Annotated in this window: 21 protein-coding genes; 8 read left to right on the top strand and 13 right to left on the bottom strand. The window is 52.3% G+C overall.

Translation table 11 applies throughout. From position 1 onward, the window contains the following. Positions 1-36 precede the first annotated feature (36 nt). Both menE and menC read left to right on the top strand, forming a co-directional pair. Complete coding sequence (menE, locus tag KNP81_RS10345; RefSeq protein WP_214719878.1) at positions 37-1,407, top strand: o-succinylbenzoate--CoA ligase; 1,371 nt, start codon at positions 37-39, stop codon at positions 1,405-1,407. After that, positions 1,391-2,458 carry an o-succinylbenzoate synthase gene (gene menC, locus KNP81_RS10340; RefSeq protein WP_214719877.1) on the top strand — a complete coding sequence of 356 codons (1,068 nt, stop codon included), beginning with the start codon at positions 1,391-1,393 and terminating at the stop codon, positions 2,456-2,458. The genes menE and menC overlap by 17 nt, the downstream gene beginning before the upstream one ends. Positions 2,459-2,507: 49 nt before the next feature. On the opposite strand, the gene map is transcribed toward menC, so the two are convergent. The 5 genes from map to KNP81_RS10315 all read right to left on the bottom strand — a co-directional run bounded on the left by map (position 2,508) and on the right by KNP81_RS10315 (position 7,373). After that, a complete protein-coding gene (gene map, locus KNP81_RS10335) occupies positions 2,508-3,257 on the bottom strand; it encodes a type I methionyl aminopeptidase (RefSeq protein WP_029596039.1) in 750 nt (249 codons plus the stop codon). An 11-nt stretch (positions 3,258-3,268) separates the two neighbouring features. Then, on the bottom strand, positions 3,269-4,444 hold the full coding sequence (locus tag KNP81_RS10330) for an EAL-associated domain-containing protein (RefSeq protein WP_353047978.1): 1,176 nt from the start codon (positions 4,442-4,444) through the stop codon (positions 3,269-3,271). Positions 4,445-4,497: 53 nt separating this feature from the next. After that, positions 4,498-4,749, bottom strand: a complete 252-nt coding sequence (locus tag KNP81_RS10325) for a hypothetical protein (protein ID WP_021067789.1) — start codon at positions 4,747-4,749, stop codon at positions 4,498-4,500. Positions 4,750-4,849: 100 nt separating this feature from the next. Next, a complete protein-coding gene (gene cshA / locus KNP81_RS10320) occupies positions 4,850-6,358 on the bottom strand; it encodes a degradosome RNA helicase CshA (protein ID WP_131485905.1) in 1,509 nt (502 codons plus the stop codon). Between the two features lie 163 nt (positions 6,359-6,521). Beyond that, complete coding sequence (locus tag KNP81_RS10315; protein ID WP_029596042.1) at positions 6,522-7,373, bottom strand: CvfB family protein; 852 nt, start codon at positions 7,371-7,373, stop codon at positions 6,522-6,524. A gap of 566 nt (positions 7,374-7,939) precedes the next feature. Between KNP81_RS10315 and KNP81_RS10310 the strand changes: the two genes are divergently transcribed. The 4 genes from KNP81_RS10310 (at position 7,940) to KNP81_RS10295 (ending at position 11,211) form a co-directional block, all read left to right on the top strand. Then, on the top strand, positions 7,940-8,182 hold the full coding sequence (locus KNP81_RS10310) for a hypothetical protein (protein ID WP_214719875.1): 243 nt from the start codon (positions 7,940-7,942) through the stop codon (positions 8,180-8,182). Between the two features lie 83 nt (positions 8,183-8,265). Continuing rightward, positions 8,266-8,526 carry a hypothetical protein gene (locus KNP81_RS10305; RefSeq protein ID WP_029596043.1) on the top strand — a complete coding sequence of 87 codons (261 nt, stop codon included), beginning with the start codon at positions 8,266-8,268 and terminating at the stop codon, positions 8,524-8,526. A gap of 94 nt (positions 8,527-8,620) precedes the next feature. Continuing rightward, positions 8,621-9,322 (top strand): lysophospholipid acyltransferase family protein, encoded by a 702-nt coding sequence (locus tag KNP81_RS10300; RefSeq protein ID WP_214719874.1) that lies wholly within the window; start codon positions 8,621-8,623, stop codon positions 9,320-9,322. Beyond that, positions 9,319-11,211, top strand: coding sequence for an ABC-F family ATP-binding cassette domain-containing protein (locus KNP81_RS10295; protein ID WP_214719873.1), 1,893 nt, complete (start codon positions 9,319-9,321; stop codon positions 11,209-11,211). Before KNP81_RS10300 ends, KNP81_RS10295 begins: the two co-directional genes overlap by 4 nt. A 9-nt stretch (positions 11,212-11,220) precedes the next feature. Here the strand turns inward: KNP81_RS10295 and KNP81_RS10290 are convergent, their stop codons facing one another. The 6 genes from KNP81_RS10290 to KNP81_RS10265 all read right to left on the bottom strand — a co-directional run bounded on the left by KNP81_RS10290 (position 11,221) and on the right by KNP81_RS10265 (position 15,271). Beyond that, entirely contained in the window at positions 11,221-11,766 is a 546-nt protein-coding gene (locus KNP81_RS10290) for a GNAT family N-acetyltransferase (RefSeq protein WP_214719872.1), read from the bottom strand. Positions 11,767-11,771: 5 nt separating this feature from the next. After that, positions 11,772-12,407: a response regulator gene (locus KNP81_RS10285; protein ID WP_214719871.1), complete on the bottom strand. Its 636-nt coding sequence runs from the start codon at positions 12,405-12,407 to the stop codon at positions 11,772-11,774. After that, entirely contained in the window at positions 12,404-13,432 is a 1,029-nt protein-coding gene (locus tag KNP81_RS10280; protein WP_021067799.1) for a sensor histidine kinase, read from the bottom strand. The genes KNP81_RS10285 and KNP81_RS10280 overlap by 4 nt, the downstream gene beginning before the upstream one ends. Further along, positions 13,429-14,121: a cell wall-active antibiotics response protein LiaF gene (liaF, locus tag KNP81_RS10275; protein WP_021067800.1), complete on the bottom strand. Its 693-nt coding sequence runs from the start codon at positions 14,119-14,121 to the stop codon at positions 13,429-13,431. Before liaF ends, KNP81_RS10280 begins: the two co-directional genes overlap by 4 nt. Positions 14,122-14,208: 87 nt before the next feature. After that, on the bottom strand, positions 14,209-14,865 hold the full coding sequence (locus tag KNP81_RS10270; RefSeq protein WP_021067801.1) for a PspA/IM30 family protein: 657 nt from the start codon (positions 14,863-14,865) through the stop codon (positions 14,209-14,211). Positions 14,866-14,887: 22 nt separating this feature from the next. Next, a complete protein-coding gene (locus KNP81_RS10265) occupies positions 14,888-15,271 on the bottom strand; it encodes a lmo0954 family membrane protein (RefSeq protein WP_214719870.1) in 384 nt (127 codons plus the stop codon). A 244-nt stretch (positions 15,272-15,515) separates the two neighbouring features. Here KNP81_RS10265 and rsgA point away from each other — a divergent pair, with 244 nt between their 5' ends. Together rsgA and KNP81_RS10255 are read left to right on the top strand one after the other, a co-directional pair. Further along, positions 15,516-16,490 (top strand): ribosome small subunit-dependent GTPase A, encoded by a 975-nt coding sequence (gene rsgA, locus KNP81_RS10260; RefSeq protein WP_214719869.1) that lies wholly within the window; start codon positions 15,516-15,518, stop codon positions 16,488-16,490. A 208-nt stretch (positions 16,491-16,698) separates the two neighbouring features. After that, a complete protein-coding gene (locus tag KNP81_RS10255) occupies positions 16,699-17,925 on the top strand; it encodes an NAD(P)-dependent malic enzyme (RefSeq protein ID WP_214719868.1) in 1,227 nt (408 codons plus the stop codon). Positions 17,926-17,964: 39 nt separating this feature from the next. Here KNP81_RS10255 and pflA read toward each other — a convergent pair whose 3' ends face one another. Together pflA and pflB are read right to left on the bottom strand one after the other, a co-directional pair. After that, positions 17,965-18,681: a pyruvate formate-lyase-activating protein gene (pflA, locus tag KNP81_RS10250; protein ID WP_021067805.1), complete on the bottom strand. Its 717-nt coding sequence runs from the start codon at positions 18,679-18,681 to the stop codon at positions 17,965-17,967. A gap of 56 nt (positions 18,682-18,737) precedes the next feature. Then, the gene (gene pflB / locus KNP81_RS10245) at positions 18,738-20,984 is read right to left on the bottom strand and encodes a formate C-acetyltransferase (protein ID WP_214719867.1); all 2,247 of its coding nucleotides are present in this window, start codon (positions 20,982-20,984) and stop codon (positions 18,738-18,740) included. Between the last annotated feature and the right edge of the window lie 17 nt (positions 20,985-21,001).

Raw genomic sequence — 21,001 nt, 5'->3', positions numbered from 1 at the left:
AGCGACTTCGCTACTCTTTTTTTGGAGGTCCTGATGATGAATCGTTATGTGACACAACATCGACGTGACGCCATGGCACTCGTCACCGCGTCCGTCAGTTTGACCTGGGCCGAGTTAAGCGCGGAGAGCGCCCGTTTGGCCCACTTCCTCGAACGGGTCGCACCCGAAGCCCGCCATATCGGATTACGCGCTGCGAACAGCGCTGATTATGTCATCGCTGTCCATGCCATCCATTTACTCGGAAAAGTGCTCATTCCGCTTAACACACGGTTGACGATGAGCGAACTGTCAGGACAAATCGAGACGGCCGATATTGATGTATTGCTCGTCGATGAACCGATTGACCTGTCAATCACCCAATTCGAGTTGACGTCACGAGATGAGGCGTCACTCGCCACACCACACGAATGGGCAGACGATGAAGTCATGTCGCTCATGTTCACCTCGGGCACGACCGGACGAGCCAAGGCCGTAAAGCAGACGTTCGGCAATCACATCGCGAGCGCCGATGCGGCCAAGACGCGCCTCGGATATGGGATGAGTGATCAGATGCTCATCGTCACGCCACTCTTCCATATGAGCGGACTCGCCCAAGTGTATCGGAGCGCCCGTTTCGGTTCGACATTATACGTCGAACCGAAGTTCGATGTCGTCCGGACACTCGAGTTGATTGAGACGGCACGAATCACCCACATCTCGCTTGTCGCCGTCATGCTTCAGCGTCTCCTCGACGCAGGTCTTTCCCGCCAGCAGCTACGACTTCTGCTCGTCGGCGGCGGTCCCGTACCGCGCCCGTTGCTCGAAGAAGCCGAGCGGCGGCAGTTACCGGTCGCCCAGACGTATGGGATGACGGAGACGTGTTCGCAAGTCGCGACACTCTTGCCATCCGAGGCACTCGCCCACATCGGTTCGAGCGGTCAAGCAATCTCCCCGACCCAACTCCGCATCAATGCGAATGGGGAGATTGAAGTGAACGGACCAACGGTGACCCCTGGTTACTATAAACAGCCAGAGGCCGATGCCTGGACGCCCGACGGCTATTGGCGGACGGGCGACCTCGGCACAATCAAGGATGGTTACTTGTACGTCCATGACCGTCGCAGTGATTTGATTATCTCTGGCGGCGAGAACATTTATCCGGCCGAAATCGAGAGCGTGTTATTGCGTTGCCCTGGCATTCAAGACGTAGGGGTCGTCGGTCGTCCCGACCCTACTTGGGGAGCGATACCTGTCGCCTTCACGGTCGGTACGTTCGATTTCGATGAGGCGATTCAGCTGTTGCACGACCATCTGGCGTCTTATAAACATCCGAAAGCATGGATTGCCTTCGACGAGTTGCCTCGTAACGCCAACGGTAAATTGATGCGTCATCGCTTAAAGGAGGCTGACCATGATTCGTCGCGCTGAACTGTATATCGTCCCCCTCACGTTCAAACATCCGATTGTCACCGCCCACGCCGTGTTGACGACGAGACGGACGGTCATTCTCCGTCTGGAGACGGTCGACGGCGTTGTCGGCTACGGGGAAGGTGTCGCGTTCGAGACGCCATGGTATACGGCTGAGACCGTCCGCTCCGTCATCGATACGTCCGCTTTGATTATCCAACTGTTGAAAGGGAGGACGTTGTCCGCCGCCTCGTTCGGTACCCATGTCAGCTCCATCATCGGCCACCCGATGGCGAAAGCGATGTGGGAGAGCGCTCTATGGGAGGTGGAAGCGGCCCGCGCGAATCAGACATTAAAACAATACGTCCAAGCCGGCGACGCCGTGGCCTGTGGCCGGACCATCGGCATCGGTCTTCTCAGTCAAACGTTGAACGCCATCGAGTCTGCGCTCGCGTCTGGATTCGACCGGATCAAGTTAAAAGCGTCCCCGCATGAACTGCTTCCAGCGCTCAGCGAGATTCGGAACAATTTTCCGGACGCCCCGCTCATGATTGATTTGAACGGAAGTGGCTCCGAGCAACCGCTTGACTGGTTCGAGGCATTAGATACCTACCGTCTCTTGATGATCGAGCAGCCTTATCCGAGCACACATTGGGTCGAGACAGCAGACTTGCAGGCACGGCTCACCACACCGATTTGTCTCGATGAATCGATCAGTTCGGCTCAAGACGTGGCGACGATGCATCGACTTCGAGCCGGTCGCATCGTCAATATCAAACCGGCCCGCGTCGGCGGCTTGAGCGCGGCACTCGCGATTCGCGATAGCGGCACCCCCTACTGGGTCGGTGGTATGTATGAGTCCTCCATCGGCCGTTATCACACACTCTTATTCGCCTCAATGAGTGGAGCCGCCTACCCGGCCGATATGGCCGGGACGAGCGCTTACTTCGAGACCGATTTGCTCGATACTCCGCTCGAGGTCGAGAATGGACAGTTGATCCTTCCCGACCAAGTCGCACCAGATTGGACGACCATCGAGCAACTGAGCGAACAGACAGTTCGACTCCTGTAAAAACTCCGCAAAAAAAGCGGCAGACCTCGCGTCTGCCGCCTTTTCATCGTTAACGGAATGTGCCCGTCAACACTTCATAGCCGTCTTTCGTGACGACGACCGTGTGCTCGAATTGAGAGACGAGGCTGTTGTTCGGGGTGAACAACGACCAGCCGTCTTCTTCCGATTGATAGACGATTTCGTCTTGCGTCGAGATGAATGTCTCGACGGCAATGACTTGACCTTCCTTCAAAATGTCGTTCTCTTCACGACTATAGTAGTTCGAGATCGTCTCCGGCTCCCCATGAAGGGTGCGCCCAAGACCATGGCCCGCTAAGTTGCGGATGACCGTGAAGCCGTTCTTCCGGGCATCGGCATAAATCGCCTTGCCGATTTGGTTGACCTTGACGCCCGCCTTCACTTTGCTGAGACCCGCTTCGAGCGAGGTCAATGACACTTCGACCAAACGTTCGTGTTTAGCCGATTTCGGTGTGCCCGCGATGACCGTACGCCCAGTGTCGGCATAGTAACCATCCTTCACGGCCGAGACGTCGACGTTGACCACGTCCCCGTCTTGGATGACAAGCTCGCCCGGAATCCCGTGGGCTGCGACTTCATTGATAGAGATGCACGTGTAGCCTGGGAACTCGTACATCGTGATTGGGGCCGAGGCGGCCCCTTCCGCTTCCAAAATACGTTGTCCAATCTCATCCAACTGTTTCGTCGTCATGCCCGGTTTGACCGCTTTCGCCATCTCGTCGCGTGCCAAAGCGACGATTCGCCCAATCTCACGTAAGGCATCGTAATCATAATCTAACATCGTTTTCCCTCTCAATCTAATAATCGATTTTGATATAAAAACTCTTCTGATAAATCCGCAAACAAGAACATGCCGTCCGGTAACGGATAACTGAACGTCCGTGTCACTTCGTTCGAGCTGAAGTCACGATAATCCTCGGATAAGTAACCTCGTCCGCGCACGTCCATCGCCGCCATCGTTCGAATGAAGTACGGCCGGAAACTCCAGTTATAGCCGCGATACGTATTGTCGACCGTCCAATTCGACTGCGCCTGATAGACGTTCGCGCTCGTCTGGAACCCGGTTTGGTCCGTCAAATAGTAACGGACGAACGTTCCTTCGAGTTTCGGTGCGATATGGAGCAGCCACTCATCTTTTTTATCGCGCGACCACTTCCCGCTTTGGACGAGGTCGTGAATTCGTTTATGGAGTTCGAACTCGAGCTCATACAATCGCTTCAATCGCTCTTGGTCGTGCAAGAAGAATGACGGCACTTCTTGCGTCAAGACGCTCATGCCTTTCGCTTCGCGCGGCGGCATCGCATCGCTTTGCCCGAGGAGACTTCCCATATAATAACGTCCGCCATGACGCCACGCATAGCGCAGCTGTCCGAGATGGTCGATCGATTTATAGAGGAGCGGAGCCCCGAGACGGGAAGCGATATATTCCATCGTCTGAAGCATTTGCGGATACGTGACCGATAACGTCTTCTTCTCGACCATCGTCGCCAAATCGACGAGCAACATCTCAGGCGCCACCGTCATGATGTCTTCGATACTCGTTGATTCTGCGAAGTCGAGTGCGACTTTAACACCAGATGAACGATAATATTGGACGACTCGTGACAAGCGTGACACGTCAACGAGATCCGTCCCTTGAAGCGTCACATAAATGCGATGGAGCGGGAAGTTCAATTCTCGAAGCGGGGCCAAAAACGCCTCGCCTCCTTGTTCGAGAATCCACTCTGACCGACATCGGAACGTGACGAATTGCGTCGCATCCCTTAACTGTTCGGCCGCTAAACGCTCCATCCGTTTGGCGATATCGAGCTGATACTCGAGCGGAACGTCATCGTCGTAAAAGAATGGGGTGAGCGACTCGCCCCTGAACTGTCCATGGACCATATAACCTTCTACTTGGAAGGTGGCGGCTCCCAGGATTGGTTCAAATGTCACTTCGACTTCTTCTGGATTCATCATCACATCCACTGCGTCCAACTTGATCACCTCGTCTTTTTTCTAAACACGAAAGCGAGCTGGGTTCAGCTCGCTCGTGTATGCACATACATATAGGCACCGAAACAAGCAATGAAATATACGATACTCATCACACCGTAGCCGATTCCCATCTTCCCGCCCACGCCGATGGCCATCACAAGCCAAATCATCGCGCCGAACAGGAGCGTGGCGACCGGGATATATCGGAAATTCGGACGCTCGGTCCGCGTTATAATCGGTTTCAAAGCCAGGACGCACGCCAATAGTATGACGAGACCAAAACCTAGTTCAATCATCCGTTGACACCTCATTTTTCTGTCTCTACTCGTTTAGTGTAGCATGACACCAAAAAAAAAACCGCAAATCCACTTAAGGAGATGCGGTTTTAGTTATTGATTAGTCACGCGGACGGCGTGGGCCACGGTCGTCTGAACGACGACGGTCGTCTCCACCCGTGCGTTTGCCACGGTATCCACCGCCGCCACCGCTGCGTCCACCACGGTCACCGCCGCCACGACGTTCGCCGCCGCCGCTGCGATTTCCACGGTATCCACCACGGTCGTTACGTCCACCTTGACGTTTGACGCGTACTGGTTCTGCATACGAGATTTCAACCGGAGTTGAATCTGGCTCTTTCGTCAATCCACGAAGTGCCGCTGCAAGAAGCTCGACTGCTTCGTATTCTTCAAGAAGCTCAGTCGCAAGTTGCGTGTAAGCTTTGAAGTCGCCCGCTTGAACACGTTCGATCAATTCTTCAGCTGATTGCTTTTGGTTGCCCTCGAGCACTTCTGCGATTGTCGGTACGTGACGACGGTTCATTTTCTTGTTCGTTACGCGTTCGATTGCTTTGACTTGACCGAATTCACGTGGCGTGATGAACGTAAGGGCTGTACCTGTTTTACCAGCGCGGCCTGTACGTCCGATGCGGTGCACGTAGCTTTCCGGATCTTGTGGGACGTCAAAGTTGTAAACGTGAGTAACACCTGAGATATCAAGACCACGGGCTGCAACGTCTGTCGCGACCAAGATGTCGATCGTGCCGTTTTTGAAACGACGGATGACTTGGTCACGTTTGGATTGCGTTAAGTCACCGTGAAGACCATCAGCCGTGTAACCACGTTTGATGAGTGCTTCTGTCACTTCGTCAACACGTTTCTTCGTACGAGCGAAGATGATGCTGAGTTCTGGCGAGTCGATGTCGATCAAACGGCAAAGCGTATCGAATTTTTGACCTTCGCGCAATTCAAGGAATTGTTGGTTGATATTCTCAACTGTCATTTCCTTCGCTTTTACTTTGATGATCGTCGGCGACTTCATGAAGCGCTCAGCAATCTTCTTGATTTGTGGTGGCATTGTTGCAGAGAAGAGAAGCGTTTGACGTTCAGCCGGAAGGCCTTTCAAAATCATCTCGATATCTTCAACGAAGCCCATGTTGAGCATTTCATCTGCCTCGTCCAAGATCACAGTTTGGATCTCGTCGAGTTTGATCGTCTTACGCTTCATGTGGTCCATGAGGCGGCCCGGTGTGGCAACGACGATTTGTGGGTTCTTTTTCAAACCACGGATTTGGCGGTCGATTTGTTGGCCACCGTATACTGGAAGTGCGTAAACGCGCTTCGCTTCACCGATTTTGTTCAATTCTTCTGCAACTTGAATCGCAAGTTCACGTGTCGGTGCAAGAACAAGTGCTTGGACTTGACGTGCCTTTGTGTCGATTCGCTCAATTGTCGGAATACCGAAAGCTGCTGTTTTCCCTGTACCTGTTTGCGCTTGACCTAATACGTCCACTCCTGTGAGTGCGACAGGAATTGTCTCAGCTTGGATCGGTGTAGCTTCTTCGAAGCCCATTTTGAGTACACCTTTTACTAATGCTTCACTTAACTGTAAATCTTGGAATTTTGTCAAATTATATTCTCCTTTTTTCATACAAAAAACGTCTGAGGTTTTGTTCTACAGACGTTTTTCCAATGTTTCCTCGTAGTCAACTTTACTAACTATAACGTATTTGTTTCTAAAATGAAAGAAATACATTCTAAAACTTTTCATAGCCACCTGGACATGAGTTATCTTATTTCAATTTATAGCCGTTGTCGAGTTTTTCAACTTGCTTTTCTTTCAGCAGTTTCCCGAGTGCGCGTTTGAACGCCGCTTTACTCATCCCGAACTCACGATCGATCACGTCCGGCGCCGTCTTGTCGCCATAAGGCATTTGGCCGCCGCGTTCTTCAATATAAGCACGGATACTTTCCGCGTCCGGGTCGATCGCTTCATATGCCCGTGGTTTCATCGAGACGAGTACCGTCCCGTCTTGTTTCACTTGCGTCACACGCACGGTCAATTGCTCACCGAGACGTGGCCAACGTGTCATCTCTGCTTCATGTAAGAAACCGAGTGATTCATTTTCGACCCAGACGTTCACACCGACGTCGCGTCGATTGACGACGATTGCCTGCACATCTTGGTTGCCCCACTCTTCTTTGGCGGGACGCGCCAATAAGTTCAAGTACGCATAATGAGCCGGTTCGCCGAGGAGGCGGCTCTTTTGATCGTACTTGAGACGAATGCACAACTTGTCTCCTTCTTTCGGCCAATACGACCGGTTCTCAGGAAGATCATCTAATGAGACGAGTACATCTTTTTGAATCCCGATATTGACGAACACACCCGTGTTATACCGGACCCCTGTCACTTCATACCATTCATAGTCATCGAACGTGACACTAGGAATCGTCATCGTCGAAGCGAGACGTCCTTCCGAGTCGTGATAAAGGAAGACGCGTACCGTCTGTCCGACCGCAACTTCTTCTGTTTGTTCTTTTCGATGAAGGAGTACCTCTTCGCGACCGTTTCCGATAAACACTCCAAAATCAGCTGAACGTTCCGCGACCAAGTCTACTACTTCTCCTGCACGTAATGCCATACAATCCACATCCTTTTTCATCTATTACTGTCAGTATACCTACCTACACACGTTCCTAATCATATCATGTTCGATTTCATTGCTCCGCTTAATTGTGTCTAAATTGTGAACGAGGGACGAAGACGCATATGACCGATTGGCGAGCATTCTAACGTCTTTATTTCAAATTTTGTGACAATTTTGTGAACGTGCATTTTCCATCTAGTATCCACATTTTGAAAACGTTATTATTAAGGAAGTGTTGTTTAACGAATTAGGTTTCAGCCATGGCCGAACGGGGGATAATAAATGTTTGATGTTCAATCTCGATCATTTGCGAAGCGCTTTATGAAAGGCTTATTGATTGCTTTCTTCGCGCTACTAGCTTCACTTAGCTTCATTTTCTCAAACGGAGTCGATACAAACGTATCTTCATCCGTCACGATGGTCCAAGAGTAAACGCCCTCTCCTGACAGAAGGCGTTTTTTTGTTTTGTTCCGACAAAAAAAGGGATTTTTTGTGCAGCTGTCGAACGAACATAACGTTCGGCTTTTACTATTGAATCATCTGGGAAGGGAGAGCCACTCATGCTATTTTATTTTCTCACCACGATTCTTTCGGTCCTCGGTTTGTCCGTCTCGCTCCAAACCGGTTTTTTCAAAGACCCGATCGGTACATTCCTGTTCGCCGTATTGCTCGCCATGGGCTTATCTTCATTTAAACAGTTAGTCGCACAAACGAACGTCTTATTGATTGAACGCCGCAACCAGAAAAAAATCAAACGCATCGTGGCACGTATGCATTCAAGTACACGTAAACGTTCTACATAACACTCGTCTTCACCCTCCACTTTTGTTATTCTATTGTAGACAGAGAGCAAAACGGACTCAACCCGTAGGAGGCACAAACACGTATGAATGAAATCCCTTTATCGAACGAATGGCTATTACGTTATTCACCTGTCATGGAGCTATGGCTGAAAGAAGACGGCATCTTGCTCGTCGACGATGACAACCGGATTCGACTCACCCTCGAAATCGGCACTGACCACGTCATGCAGTTCAAGAGCATCGATCAAGACGGGGCTTACTTTGCCGTGGACCCGGTGAATAAACGAATCACGTTCGAACTCGAGGAAGAAGAAGAGGAAAGCGAATCTCGCTTCTGGGAATAAGGATTCATGCCGAAGAGTCGGATTCTCGCTTAGAGAAGAAGACTCTTTCTTCGTGTCCAAACCAACAGTTGTACGATTGAAAGGAGAATGACTCATGATCCGCACCGCCATCTGGTTTATCACCTTTTTTGCCGTCTTACCGCTGACGCTTCCGTTCTATCCGAAAGCGAAACGGCTGACGCCGCCCGAACGTTACGCATACGTTCAAACCGTCGCCTATACATGGGCAAGCTTTCTACTCCGGATTGCCGGCGCTCGTGTCCGCGTTCACGGGCAAGAGAACATTCCGAATGAACCGGTCGTCTACGTCGCGAACCACCAAGGGAACTTTGATGTCCCGATCATGATCACGGCGACGAAACATCCGAAAGCGTTCATCTCAAAAATCGAAGTTCAAAAGTTCCCAATCATCCCACGTTGGATGGAACTGATGGGTTGTATCTTCATCGACCGCAGCGACCGCCGCCAGTCGATTAAAGCGATCCGCTCCGGCGTTGAGACGATTCAATCCGGCCAATCGATTATCGTCTTCCCGGAAGGCACTCGTTCGAAAGGCGGGCCGATTAAAGAGTTTAAAGCCGGCAGTTTGACGCTCGCCACATCAAGTGGCACCAAGATTGTCCCGGTTGCCATTAAAGGCAGCCATTATTTGCTCGAGACGAAAAACCGCATCACCCCTGGGACGGTCGACGTCACCTTTTTACCGGTCATCGATCCTGCCGACGTCCCGAACAAAGAAATCGCCGCGCTTGCGGAGACGATGATTCGCCGCGTTGTTGAAGGAGAAGAGTCATGAGCTTATTAACGATTGAAGGTATCCATAAAGAATTTGCAGATAAAGTGTTATTCGATGACGTCACGATGACGATTCATCCAGGCAATCGCATCGGTGTGATTGGAGTCAACGGCTCTGGAAAATCGACGTTTTTAAAAATCGTCGCTGGCGTCGAGACGGCAGACCGCGGTTCGATGCAACACCCGAACGACTATCGGATTCGCTATTTGACGCAAACGGTCGATTTCGACTCGGGTCAAACAATTTTGGACGCCTTGTTCACAAGTGACACCCCATCCGTTCAAGCGTTGAAGCAATATGAACTGGCCCGCCAAGCACTCGAGGCGAACCCGACAAGTGAACAGTGGTTGGAACGCTTTATGAAAGCCCAACAAGCGGTTGATGCCGCCGATGCATGGGAGACCGAAGCCAAGTTGAAATCGATTTTGAACCGGCTCGGCCTTCCGGATGTGACGGCAGAAATCAGCTCGCTCTCCGGGGGACAACAAAAACGGGTCGCCTTGGCCGCCGCCTTACTCGACGAAGCCGACCTGTTATTACTCGATGAGCCGACGAACGAACTCGACGCCGATACGATTGCTTGGCTCGAGACGGTCCTGGCCGATTATCGAGGTGCCATCTTACTCATCACCCACGATCGCTATTTCTTGAATCGGGTCACGAACCACATTCTTGAAATCGCCGACGGGACGAGTTATTTTTATGACGGCAACTATGAACTCTTCCTCGAGAAACGGGCCGAGCGTAAGGCCCGGTCGCATTCGATGGAGCAGAAGCGCCAAAACATTTTGCGCCGCGAGCTCGCTTGGTTGCGCCGCGGCGCCAAAGCCCGGACGACGAAACAGAAGGCGCGCATCCAACGCGTCGAAGAGTTGAAACATCAAGAGACACTCGCCGAGGATGAGGCGCTCGAAGTGTCTGTCGGGTCACGTCGTCTCGGGAAGAAAGTGATTGAAGTGGAGAACTTATCATTCGGCTACAACGACAAGTTGCTCATCCAAGACTTCACGTGGTTGTTCGGACGACGTGAGCGATACGGCATTGTCGGACCAAACGGTAGCGGGAAATCGACGCTCATGAACTTGCTCGCCCATCGCCTTCAACCGACGCAAGGGACGGTCGTCCATGGCGAGACGGTCCATCTCGGGTATTACGGGCAACAAGTCGAGTTTGAAGACACATCGCGCCGCGTCATTGACGAGATTGAACGGATTGCCCAAGTCATCTATACACCGGACGGCGAGACGATCACGGCCAGTCAGATGCTCGAACGGTTCCTGTTCACCCCGGACGCGCAATACAAACCGATTGCCAAACTATCCGGTGGCGAGAAACGTCGCCTCGTCTTGCTCCGGATTTTAATGGACGAGCCGAACGTACTGTTTTTGGATGAACCGACGAACGATCTAGATACGGAGACGCTGTCTGTTCTTGAAGACTATTTGGAGTCGTTCCCAGGTACGGTCATCGCCGTCAGTCACGATCGCTATTTCTTAGATCGGATTGCTGAGCAGCTCATCGCCTTTGAAGATGGGACGATAAACGTCTATCACGCCGAGTACAGTGATTATTTGGCCACACTCCAAGAACAGACGAAGCAACAAGTGAAGAAAGAATCGAAAGAGAAGAAAGAGCGCGTCAAAGTCGACGTCGTCAAATTCACTTTCAAAGAGCAGAAGGAATGGGAGACGATTGAGGAAGATATCGCTTCTCTCGAGTCCGAGATTGAAGCAGCGGAGGCTCGGCTCGCTATAGCCGGAAGCGACCTCGGCAAAGTGAATGAACTGTACGCCGATATTGCCGCGTTGAAAGAAGCACTCGATGCGAAGATGGAGCGTTGGGAATATTTATCGGAGATTGATGAACAAATTCAAGCACAGAAGAAATAAAGACAAGGATCACGCGTCGGCGTGATCCTTGTTTGTCGTATAACCATATACATGCACATCGTGCGCGCGTTCGCCTTGTCGCACATAGTGACGGAGCGTCCCTTCCCGCGAGAATCCGTTCTTTTCAAGCATTTGTTGCGACGCGACGTTCTCGGTGAAGACGATGGCCCCGACCCGTTCGATTTCGCCTGTCTGCCCGGCATAGCTTAACGCAGCGTGGAGCGCTTCGGTCGCATATCCGTGACGCCAATAGTTAGGGTGAATTTCGTAACCGACTTCGGCACGTCGATGCCGCGGCGCTCGGTTATGGAATCCAATCGTCCCAATCAAGTTGGACGACTCTTTCGTCACGATGCCCCAACGCATCACCGCACCGGATTCAATCCCTTCGAGCATCCCAGTAAGCATTTGTTCCGTCTCGGAAAGCGATGCATGAGGCTCCATTCCGTAGTAGCGCAAGACGTTTGGGTCTGAAAAGATGGTGAACAGCCGCTCGCTGTCTTTCAAATCGATCTGTCTTAACCGGAGTCGTTCCGTTTCAATCGTTGGAAGCATCCCGTTCACCCTTTACTGACGATATTATGTTGAAATGCATAGACGACAGCTTGCGTCCGGTCATAGACGTCGAGCTTCGTCAAAATGTTGGAGACGTGCGTCTTTACCGTCTTCAACGAGATGTATAGTTCATCGGCGATGACTTGGTTCGACTTTCCTTCTGCCATCAACTGCAAAATCTCACGTTCCCGGGCCGTCAGACTCTCGTGCAACGTCTTTTCCGGATGACGGAGCCGCTCGAGCATCTTGCCCGTCACTTGGGCGGCCATGACGGGATTGCCCGCTGCCGTTTGACGAATCGCATCAGCGATCTCATTGGCGTTTGCCGTTTTTAAGACGTAACTCATCGCCCCGGCCTCGATGACGGGATACACTTTCTCATCATCTAAGAAGCTCGTCACGACCAAGATTTTAGCGTCTTTCCAACTCGACTTGATCCGTTTTGTCGACTCGACCCCATCGACAGGTTCCATTACTAAATCCATCAAGACCACATCCGGCTTTTCTTGGATCGCGAGTTCCGCTCCAGTCGCGCCGTCCGATGCCTCTCCGACGACTTCGATGTCAGGCTGCGTCGACAAGAACGCCGAGACACCGGCCCGCACCATCTCATGGTCATCAATCAATACGACTCGAATCATTGTAACCCCTCCACTTGTTGTTTCACACGCACTTCAATCTGAGTACCGACGCCGGGCACACTGACGAGTCGTAACGTCCCGCCGACCTCAGCCGTCCTCTCTCTTATCGATTGTAAGCCATATGAGGCGACTTGTGTATCATCGACATTAAAGCCGATGCCATCGTCGTTTATTTTTAAGATGACCGTTTGTTGTACGGTCCGCATTTCAATTTCGAGTCGCTTCGCTTTCGCATGTCGAAGCGTATTGCTGATCGCTTCTTGAACGATACGGAACAGTTCATTTTCGGTGTGACGCGACAACTCGACTTCTTCGAGACGCCAGATGAGTTCGGTCGACTGTTTGCGCGACAGCTCTTCTAACAGTCGCTCGATGCCCGTCTTGAGCGTCATCCCTTCAAGCTCGACCGGACGAAGTTGCAATAAGAGCGAGCGCATTTCGGCCTGAGCCGTTTGCGCCATCACTTCGACTTGTTCGATTTGTTTGGCAGCCACGTCCGGCTTCGCCTCGATCGTCTGCTTGGCTGCCGTCGTCATCATCGAAATGGCGTACAGTTGCTGGCTGACCGAATCATGTAACTCTCGGGCGACACGGCGCCGCTCCTCAACGACGGCTTCACTGCGCGCTTCCTCGACACTGACAGGCCGGTCACCGACCCGTTTCGCCATCTCGACCATTTCTGCGCGCTGTTTCGAGATGCGTGCAATCCGTTCGAGTGTGTCGCGATAAGGCGACAGCGGACGGAACGTGATTTCTTTTTGATTCTCGAGCTTCCATAAGGCAATCGCCACTTCCCGGAAGTCACGGCGCAAATAAAAGTACGAACCGACCCCGAACACGCTGCCGATCAAGACGGCGATGACGAGGATAGACACACCGAAAGGCAACCCTTCTTCACGTGTGAACAAATCTCGGAGTGAAGTCGAGTCACCTATTAAAAATGCAATCGTGACGAACAGTGCCGTCAAGAGGCTGCTGAACAATTGATGCCAGACGACGGTCCGTGGATACGAATCCTTCTTCATACGGTCATCACCTCGACACTTCCGCTCATGAGCACGATATGAATCCGGACTTTTCGTGTCGCCGATGCGTAATCGTCCGATGCCGTATAGAAGCGACGGTTGAACACAGGCGAATAATTCGATTCGTCGACTTGAATCTTACCGAACCCGATTGAGGCGTCAATCGAGTAGTCGTAACCGGCCGGAATGAGAATCCGGATGTCTCCAGCGAGTCCATTCAATAGTAAGAACGTCTCTCCTTCCGGGATAATCGCGCGTGACAAGTCGAGTTCGACGTCACGCAACAAGAAAAATTCATTCGTGTCTTGGAGCACGTAGTGACCACTTTCTTTCGTCCCGAACGTAAACGCCTGTTCTTGCCGAATATGTGACTTAAATCGGCTCGATTCGAGCGGACGGTTCTTATACAACCGATAGCCGAACATGAGCAGTAAGCCCGACAACACAAAACCAAATGCCGCCGACGAAAAGATGAGTCCGACGAGCATGATGCCGCCAATCCCGTAAAAGATATAGCTGACCGGCTGATTGCCTTTGCGGCTGAAGCGCCGTCCGATATAAAGCAACAATAACGGGACGACCATGCTGAAGAGGACGCTGTTTCCACCCGTCACGATATCGATAAATAGTCCAATGGCAAACAAAATAATCATGAATCCGATGATTTGGCGTGTGTTCCAACGTTCCACGTTGCTTCCCCCTCTCTGACAGTATGTACAATGAAGCAAAGAAGCGATGGCCCAACTCATTCGCCGGACCATCGCTGAACCGTTGCGTCAGTCTTGTTTGAAACGACGCTCAAGTTCTTTTAGTTTTGCTTCGAAATCATCTTCATCCGCTGCATCGATTTTCTCTTCAGCGGCCGGTTCTTGCTTCTTCTCTTCTTCCGTGAACGGATGAGTCTTCGACGTCTCCGCTCCGAAGATTTGATCGAGCGCACCTTTCAATAAATCCAGGTTTTCTCGCATCGCGAACTCATAGCGTTTGTTTTGCATCTCATCGAGTTTCAGTCGCATCTCGAGGGCACGGCGCTCGAGGGCGTCGAGTTCACGCGCTCCTTCGTCGAGCAACCCTTCAAAGTAACGATACTGCTCACCGTAATGCTTCGACTCGAGTGCGGCCCGCTCCGCGAGTTTTTCTTCGCCCGCTTGTTTGGCGAGCTCGGTCTGCTCGTAACGCTTATCCGCCATCAGTTTAGCGTCATCACGTTTTGTCGCCAGCTCATCGAGGAGCGCTTTTTGACGTTCGACGAGACGTTCGACAGACATCGCTTCTTTTTCAGCACCACGGATGTGACGGTTCAACTCGGCCTCCCCGCTTGAACGCGGTGCCGAACGTGGACCCTCTTTATCTTGGAACTTCTTCATCTCTTTCGACAATTCTTTCGTCAACTCGTTAGCTAAATCACGAAACTGGTCAAATGGTGTTTTCATCATAATATCCTCCTTGTGAAGCTTAGCGACGGTTTACAAACTTCTGCCACACTTGATCAAACGATTGAAAGCTGCTCCGGTTCGCACGCGAGCCGTCCGCATTCAAAATCTCGACGTCTTGTTTTTGGTTGGCATACATCATATACCCTTTAAACAATACCCATGCCACCACAATCCCGATTAACGCCCAAATATTCGATAAAATTGTGATGATCCCGATCAAGGCAAGCGCGCCGTAACCGATTTTTGCGCCGACATGTGTCACGGCCATGAATCTGACTCCAGCCCACAGTGCTAAGAGCGCCCCCAAACCGAACATGATCATATTCGGTAAAAAGCCGATTAGAACGAGAACTAAAGAGATCGCGGCCACGATGAACAACACTTGTTTCACCTGGCGATTCATCTATCATCCCTCCTCGTTAAGTACACTCTTATCATAATACGTTATTTTTTATAGCGCGACGAGCGCAAGGCCCGTTTTCCCTCGGTCTGTAGACTGAGATGATAGCGTTCTCAAATCCTGTGCTATACTAGAGGCATCGAACAATGAAAGGATGATGTTTTATGAGTACCGTATTCAACGCAGTATATACCTTGTCAGCTAATCGGAGGGCGACTGTCCTCCATCACTAAGAGGAGGATTCTATTTGAATCAAACAACAATCACAACGGGGCGTGTCACGGCACAGTTCCAACATATGTACACGGTCACGACCGAAAATGCAGCTTACACGTGCAGCGTCACCGGGAAATTTCGACATGAGGCCGAAAGCGAGCGCGACTACCCGGTCATCGGTGACTTCGTCGAGTTCACCGTTCGCGAACACGGTCAAGGCGTAATTCGACGTCTCCTTGAACGGCGTACTGTCCTATCACGGGCAGCCGCCGGCAACGAGACGCGCGAACAGCTGATCTGTGCGAACGTCGACTTCATCTTAATCACGATGGCGTGCGGACACGATTTCAATCTGCGTCGGCTCGAGCGTTACTCGCTCGCCGCGTGGGAAACCGGCGCCACGCCGTTCATCGTCTTGACGAAATCGGACCAAGTCGACAACGCAGATGCACTTGTCGACGAACTTACGTTGACAGTGCCTGGGGTCGACGTCTTCCCTGTCAGTTCAGTCACTGGTGACGGCGTCGAGGCGTTGCGATCCGCACTGCCGAGCGGAAGCACCATCGTGCTCGTCGGCTCATCTGGTGTCGGGAAATCAACGCTGACGAACGCGCTCGCCGGGACGACCGTCGCCGAGACACAGGCCGTCCGCGAGAGCGATGAACGCGGCAAGCATACGACGACGCATCGCGAACTTTTCCGGATTGACGATTTGTTCGTCATCGATACACCCGGGATGCGTGAATTTGGCCTTTGGGACGGTGCCGATCATCTCGACGATACGTTTCGGGATATCGAGGCGCTCGCCGAGACGTGTCGGTTCCGGGACTGTTCGCACGGCAACGAACCGGGTTGTGCCGTCCGAGCCGCCATCACATCCGGAACGCTCGATGCGAAACGCTATCAAAGCTTCGTCAAACTCGAGCGCGAACTCCGCTACGCCGAAAAACGACAAGCGGAAGCGGCTCGTCTCGCCGAGAAGAAGAAACGAAAAACGAAAGCTTAATCTACAAAGGGAGTCACAGAAATATTGTGGCTCCTTTGTCATTTCCCGAAATTTAGCATCAACTCCTATCAGCAATCCGACATTTGTGAACAATCGTTCAGAAATAGTTCGTCCGAATGCAGGTAAAACCCTCGAAAGTAAGCGGTTTCTCCGTTACAATGGACTCGTATTGTCACAGATTAAAATCGCTAATTATAGGGAGAGACTTATGAAAACATTGAACGAACGCGCACTCGAGATGCATGCCTTCCATCACGGAAAATTGGAAACGACACCGAAAGTCGATGTCGACACGAAAGAAGCGCTCAGCCTCGCCTACTCGCCTGGCGTCGCCGAACCGTGCCGTCGCATCGCTGAAGATAAAGAGCTCTCGTATGACTACACACTCCGCGCCAACACGGTCGCCGTCGTCTCGGACGGGAGCGCCGTGCTCGGTCTCGGCAATATCGGTCCAGAAGCCGCACTGCCGGTCATGGAAGGAAAAGCCGTCTTGTTCAAAAGCTTCGCCGGCGTCGATGCGTTTCCCATCTGTCTCGATACGCATAACGTCGATGAAATCGTCCGGACGGTCGAACTGCTCGCACCGACGTTTGGTGCCGTCAACTTAGAAGACATTAAAGCACCCGAGTGCTTTGAAATCGAGGCCCGGTTGAAACAATCGCTCCCGATTCCTGTCTTCCATGACGACCAGCACGGGACGGCCATCGTCGTCTTGGCCGGTCTCGTCAACGCGTTGCGCCTCGTCGATAAAACGATGCCTGAACTCCGTGTCGTCATGAACGGTGCCGGAGCCGCGGGCATCGCCATCGCCAAACTGTTGAAGCGTTTCGGTGTCGAGGACCTCGTCATCTGTGATACGAAAGGCGCGATTTACGAAGGACGCGTCGAGGGGATGAACCCGTTCAAAGATCAAATCGCCAAAGCGACGAATCGGAAGCAACACGAAGGATTGCTCGCCGACGTGCTTCAAGGTGCCGACGTCTTTATCGGTGTCTCGGCGGCCGGGGCCGTCACGGAAGACATGGTCCGCTCGATGGCCGTCGATCCAATCATCTTCGCTCTGGCGAACCCGATTCCGGAGATTACGCCAGACCTCGCGACAAAAGCCGGGGCGCGTGTCGTCGCGACCGGCCGTTCCGATTTCGCCAACCAAGTGAACAACGTCCTCGCCTTCCCAGGTATTTTCCGGGGCGCACTTGACGTTCGCGCCAGCGAAATCAATGAGGAGATGAAGGAAGCGGCCGTCCACGCGATTGCCGATTTATTGACCGAAGAAGATTTGGCGAACGGGGTCGTCATCCCAAGCCCATTCGATGAACGAATCGCACCGGCCGTGGCGGTCGCGGTTGCCAAAGCTGCCGTCGAGACCGGCGTCGCCAAACGTCCGCTCGATGAGGCCGCCATCCGTCAGCACGTCAGTCAAAAACATTTGTAACCCAAAAACTGCGCAGACCATGACGGTCTGCGCAGTTTTTTAAACGGTTCCTTGTAAAATCCCTTCCGCCCATTCGACTTCTTCCGTCGTCGGGGGTTTAATTCCTTTGAGCGGATAGTCGAGACCAAGCGCCTCCCATTTATAGACGCCCATCTCATGGTACGGCAAAATTTCGACTTTCTCGACGTGGTCGAGCTTTTGAATGAACGCTGCCGTGCGGCGGAGCGCTCCTTCATCAAGTGTCCATTCCGGGACGAGGACGTGGCGAATCCACATTTTCGTTCCGCGCTCGGATAAATGTTCAGCGAGCGCGAGCGTGTTGACGTTGCTCCGTCCTGTCAGTTTCTTACACATGTCATCGTCGATATGTTTGATATCAAGCAACACGAGATCCGTATGGTCTAAAATTGCATCCAAGTTAGGGGGACGAAGTGCACCGGACGTGTCGAGTGTCGTATGAAGCCCGTGTTTCTTCGCTTCACGCAAGAGCGCCTCTAAAAACTCTGGCTGCGCGAGCGGGTCGCCCCCAGAAATCGTGATGCCGCCTTTTGACGCTTCCATGAACGGACGATAGCTGAGCGCTTCTTGAATGACGTCCTCGGCCGAACGATGGTTATTCTTTTTGAAATCCCACGTGTCAGCATTGTGGCAATACAAGCAACGAAGCGCACAACCTTGTAAAAAGACGATAAAACGAATTCCCGGGCCGTCAACGGTTCCAAACGATTCGACCGAGTGTACATATCCCATTGTCATCGAAATGACCTCCTAACGAATGAGCGGCCCTCGAGTGAAGGCTGCCAAGCCTTTGTTTACAATGAACCGTGGAACGTCCGGTTGATGACGTCGATTTGTTGTTCGCGCGTCAACTTGATGAAGTTGACCGCATAGCCAGAGACGCGGATGGTGAGCTGTGGATATTCTTCCGGATGCTCCATCGCATCGAGCAACGTTTCACGGTTGAAGACGTTGACGTTCAAGTGATGTCCTTTATGCTCGCCGCCCATATAACCGTCAAGGAGCGCCGCCAAGTTGAGTTCACGGGCCACTTCTTCTTTACCGAGCGCTTTCGGTACGATTGAGAACGTGTATGAAATTCCGTCTTGCGCGTGTTCGAACGGGAGTTTCGCGACTGATGAGAGCGACGCAGCTGCCCCTTTCGTATCGCGGCCATGCATCGGGTTCGCACCTGGTGCGAACGGTTCGCCGGCGCGACGTCCGTCCGGTGTGTTCCCTGTCTTTTTGCCGTAGACGACGTTTGATGTGATCGTCAAGACCGATTGCGTATGGAGCGCGTCGCGGTATGTTTTATGCTTACGCACTTTTTCCATGAACGACTCAACGAGTTCGACGGCGATTGAATCGACACGGTCATCGTTGTTTCCGAATTTAGGGAAGTCGCCTTCTGTCTCGAAGTCGACAGCAATGCCTTGCTCGTTTCGGACCGGTTTCACGGTCGCATATTTGATGGCTGACAGACTATCTGCTGTGACCGAGAGACCGGCGATTCCGCATGCCATCGTCCGTAGGATTTCTGGGTCATGAAGTGCCATCTCGATCCGTTCGTACGCATATTTATCGTGCATGAAGTGGATGACGTTGAGCGTGTTGACGTAGAGCTCGGCGAGCCAATCGAGCGTCCGATCGAAGTCGGCATACACTTTGTCGTACGTGAGCACGTCTTCGGTGTTCATCTCCCAAACCGGTGCGATTTGGTCGCCGCTCTTCTCATCGCGGCCTCCGTTCATGCTGTAAAGGAGTGCTTTTGCCATGTTGGCGCGGGCACCGAAGAACTGCATCTGTTTCCCGATCTTCATCGGTGACACACAGCAGGCGATGCCATAATCGTCGCCGAACTCTGGAAGCATGAGGTCGTCGTTCTCATATTGGATCGCAGACGTCTCAATCGACATCTTCGCACAATATTGTTTGAAGCCTTCTGGCAATTTCGTCGACCAAAGCACCGTCAAGTTCGGTTCTGGTGCTGGTCCGAGGTTCGAAAGTGAATGCAAGAAGCGGAACGAGCTCTTCGTCACGTTCGAGCGTCCGTCTTCGCTCATCCCACCGATTGACTCGGTCACCCATGTTGGGTCACCTGAGAACAATTCGTTGTAGTCAGGCGTGCGTAAGAATTTGACGATCCGGAGCTTCATAATGAAGTGGTCGACGATTTCTTGGACATCCGACTCGGTCAAACGACCCGCTTCGATGTCACGCTCTGCGTATACATCAAGGAATGTCGAGACACGTCCGAGTGACATCGCGGCACCGTTCTGTTCTTTGACGGCTGCGAGATAAGCGAGGTAAACCCATTGATATGCCTCTTGTGTATTTTCCGCCGGCCGGCCGAGGTCAAACCCGTACGCCGCACCGAGCTGTTTCAACTCTTGGAGGGCCCGGAGCTGTTCAGACATTTCTTCCCGTGTCCGAATGTCAGACTCTGATAAGAAACCGCCACGGTTCGCCAAGTCTTTTTTACGTGCGGCAATCAAGAAGTCTAACCCGTACAAGGCAACGCGACGGTAGTCGCCGATAATCCGTCCACGTCCGTAAGCGTCAGGAAGTCCTGTGATAATCCCTGACTTCCGTGCTGCTCGCATCTCAGGTGTGTACGCATCGAAGACACCTTGGTTATGCGTTTTGCGGATTTCCGAATAAATCTTTGTGATTTCAGGGTTCGGTTCGAAGCCATACGATTCAAGTGCAGCGTCGACCATCCGGATGCCGCCGTTCGGATGAATCGAACGTTTGAACGGCTCGTCCGTTTGAACGCCGACCACTTTCTCCAGCTCTTTGTTTAAGTATCCTGGTCCGTGCGAGACGATTGTCGATGGGTTGTTTTGATCGACTGCCCAAACACCACCGCGTTCGCGCTCTTCTTTCGTCAATTCCATCACTTGTGCCCAAAGACGATTCGTCGCTTCGGTCGGTCCGACGAGGAAACGGTCGTCTCCTGTGTACTCATGTCGGTTCAAACGGATAAACTCACCGACGTTCACTTCATTCGTCCACTGCCCAGGTACAAATCCTGACCAGGCTGATTTAATTTCGGTTGCCATTGTGGGTCACTCCTCAT

It is taken from the genome of Exiguobacterium sp. s149, assembly GCF_018618395.1.
Taxonomy (GTDB): Bacteria; Bacillota; Bacilli; order Exiguobacteriales; family Exiguobacteriaceae; genus Exiguobacterium; species Exiguobacterium chiriqhucha.
This window is presented reverse-complemented; position numbering and strand designations above follow the sequence as displayed.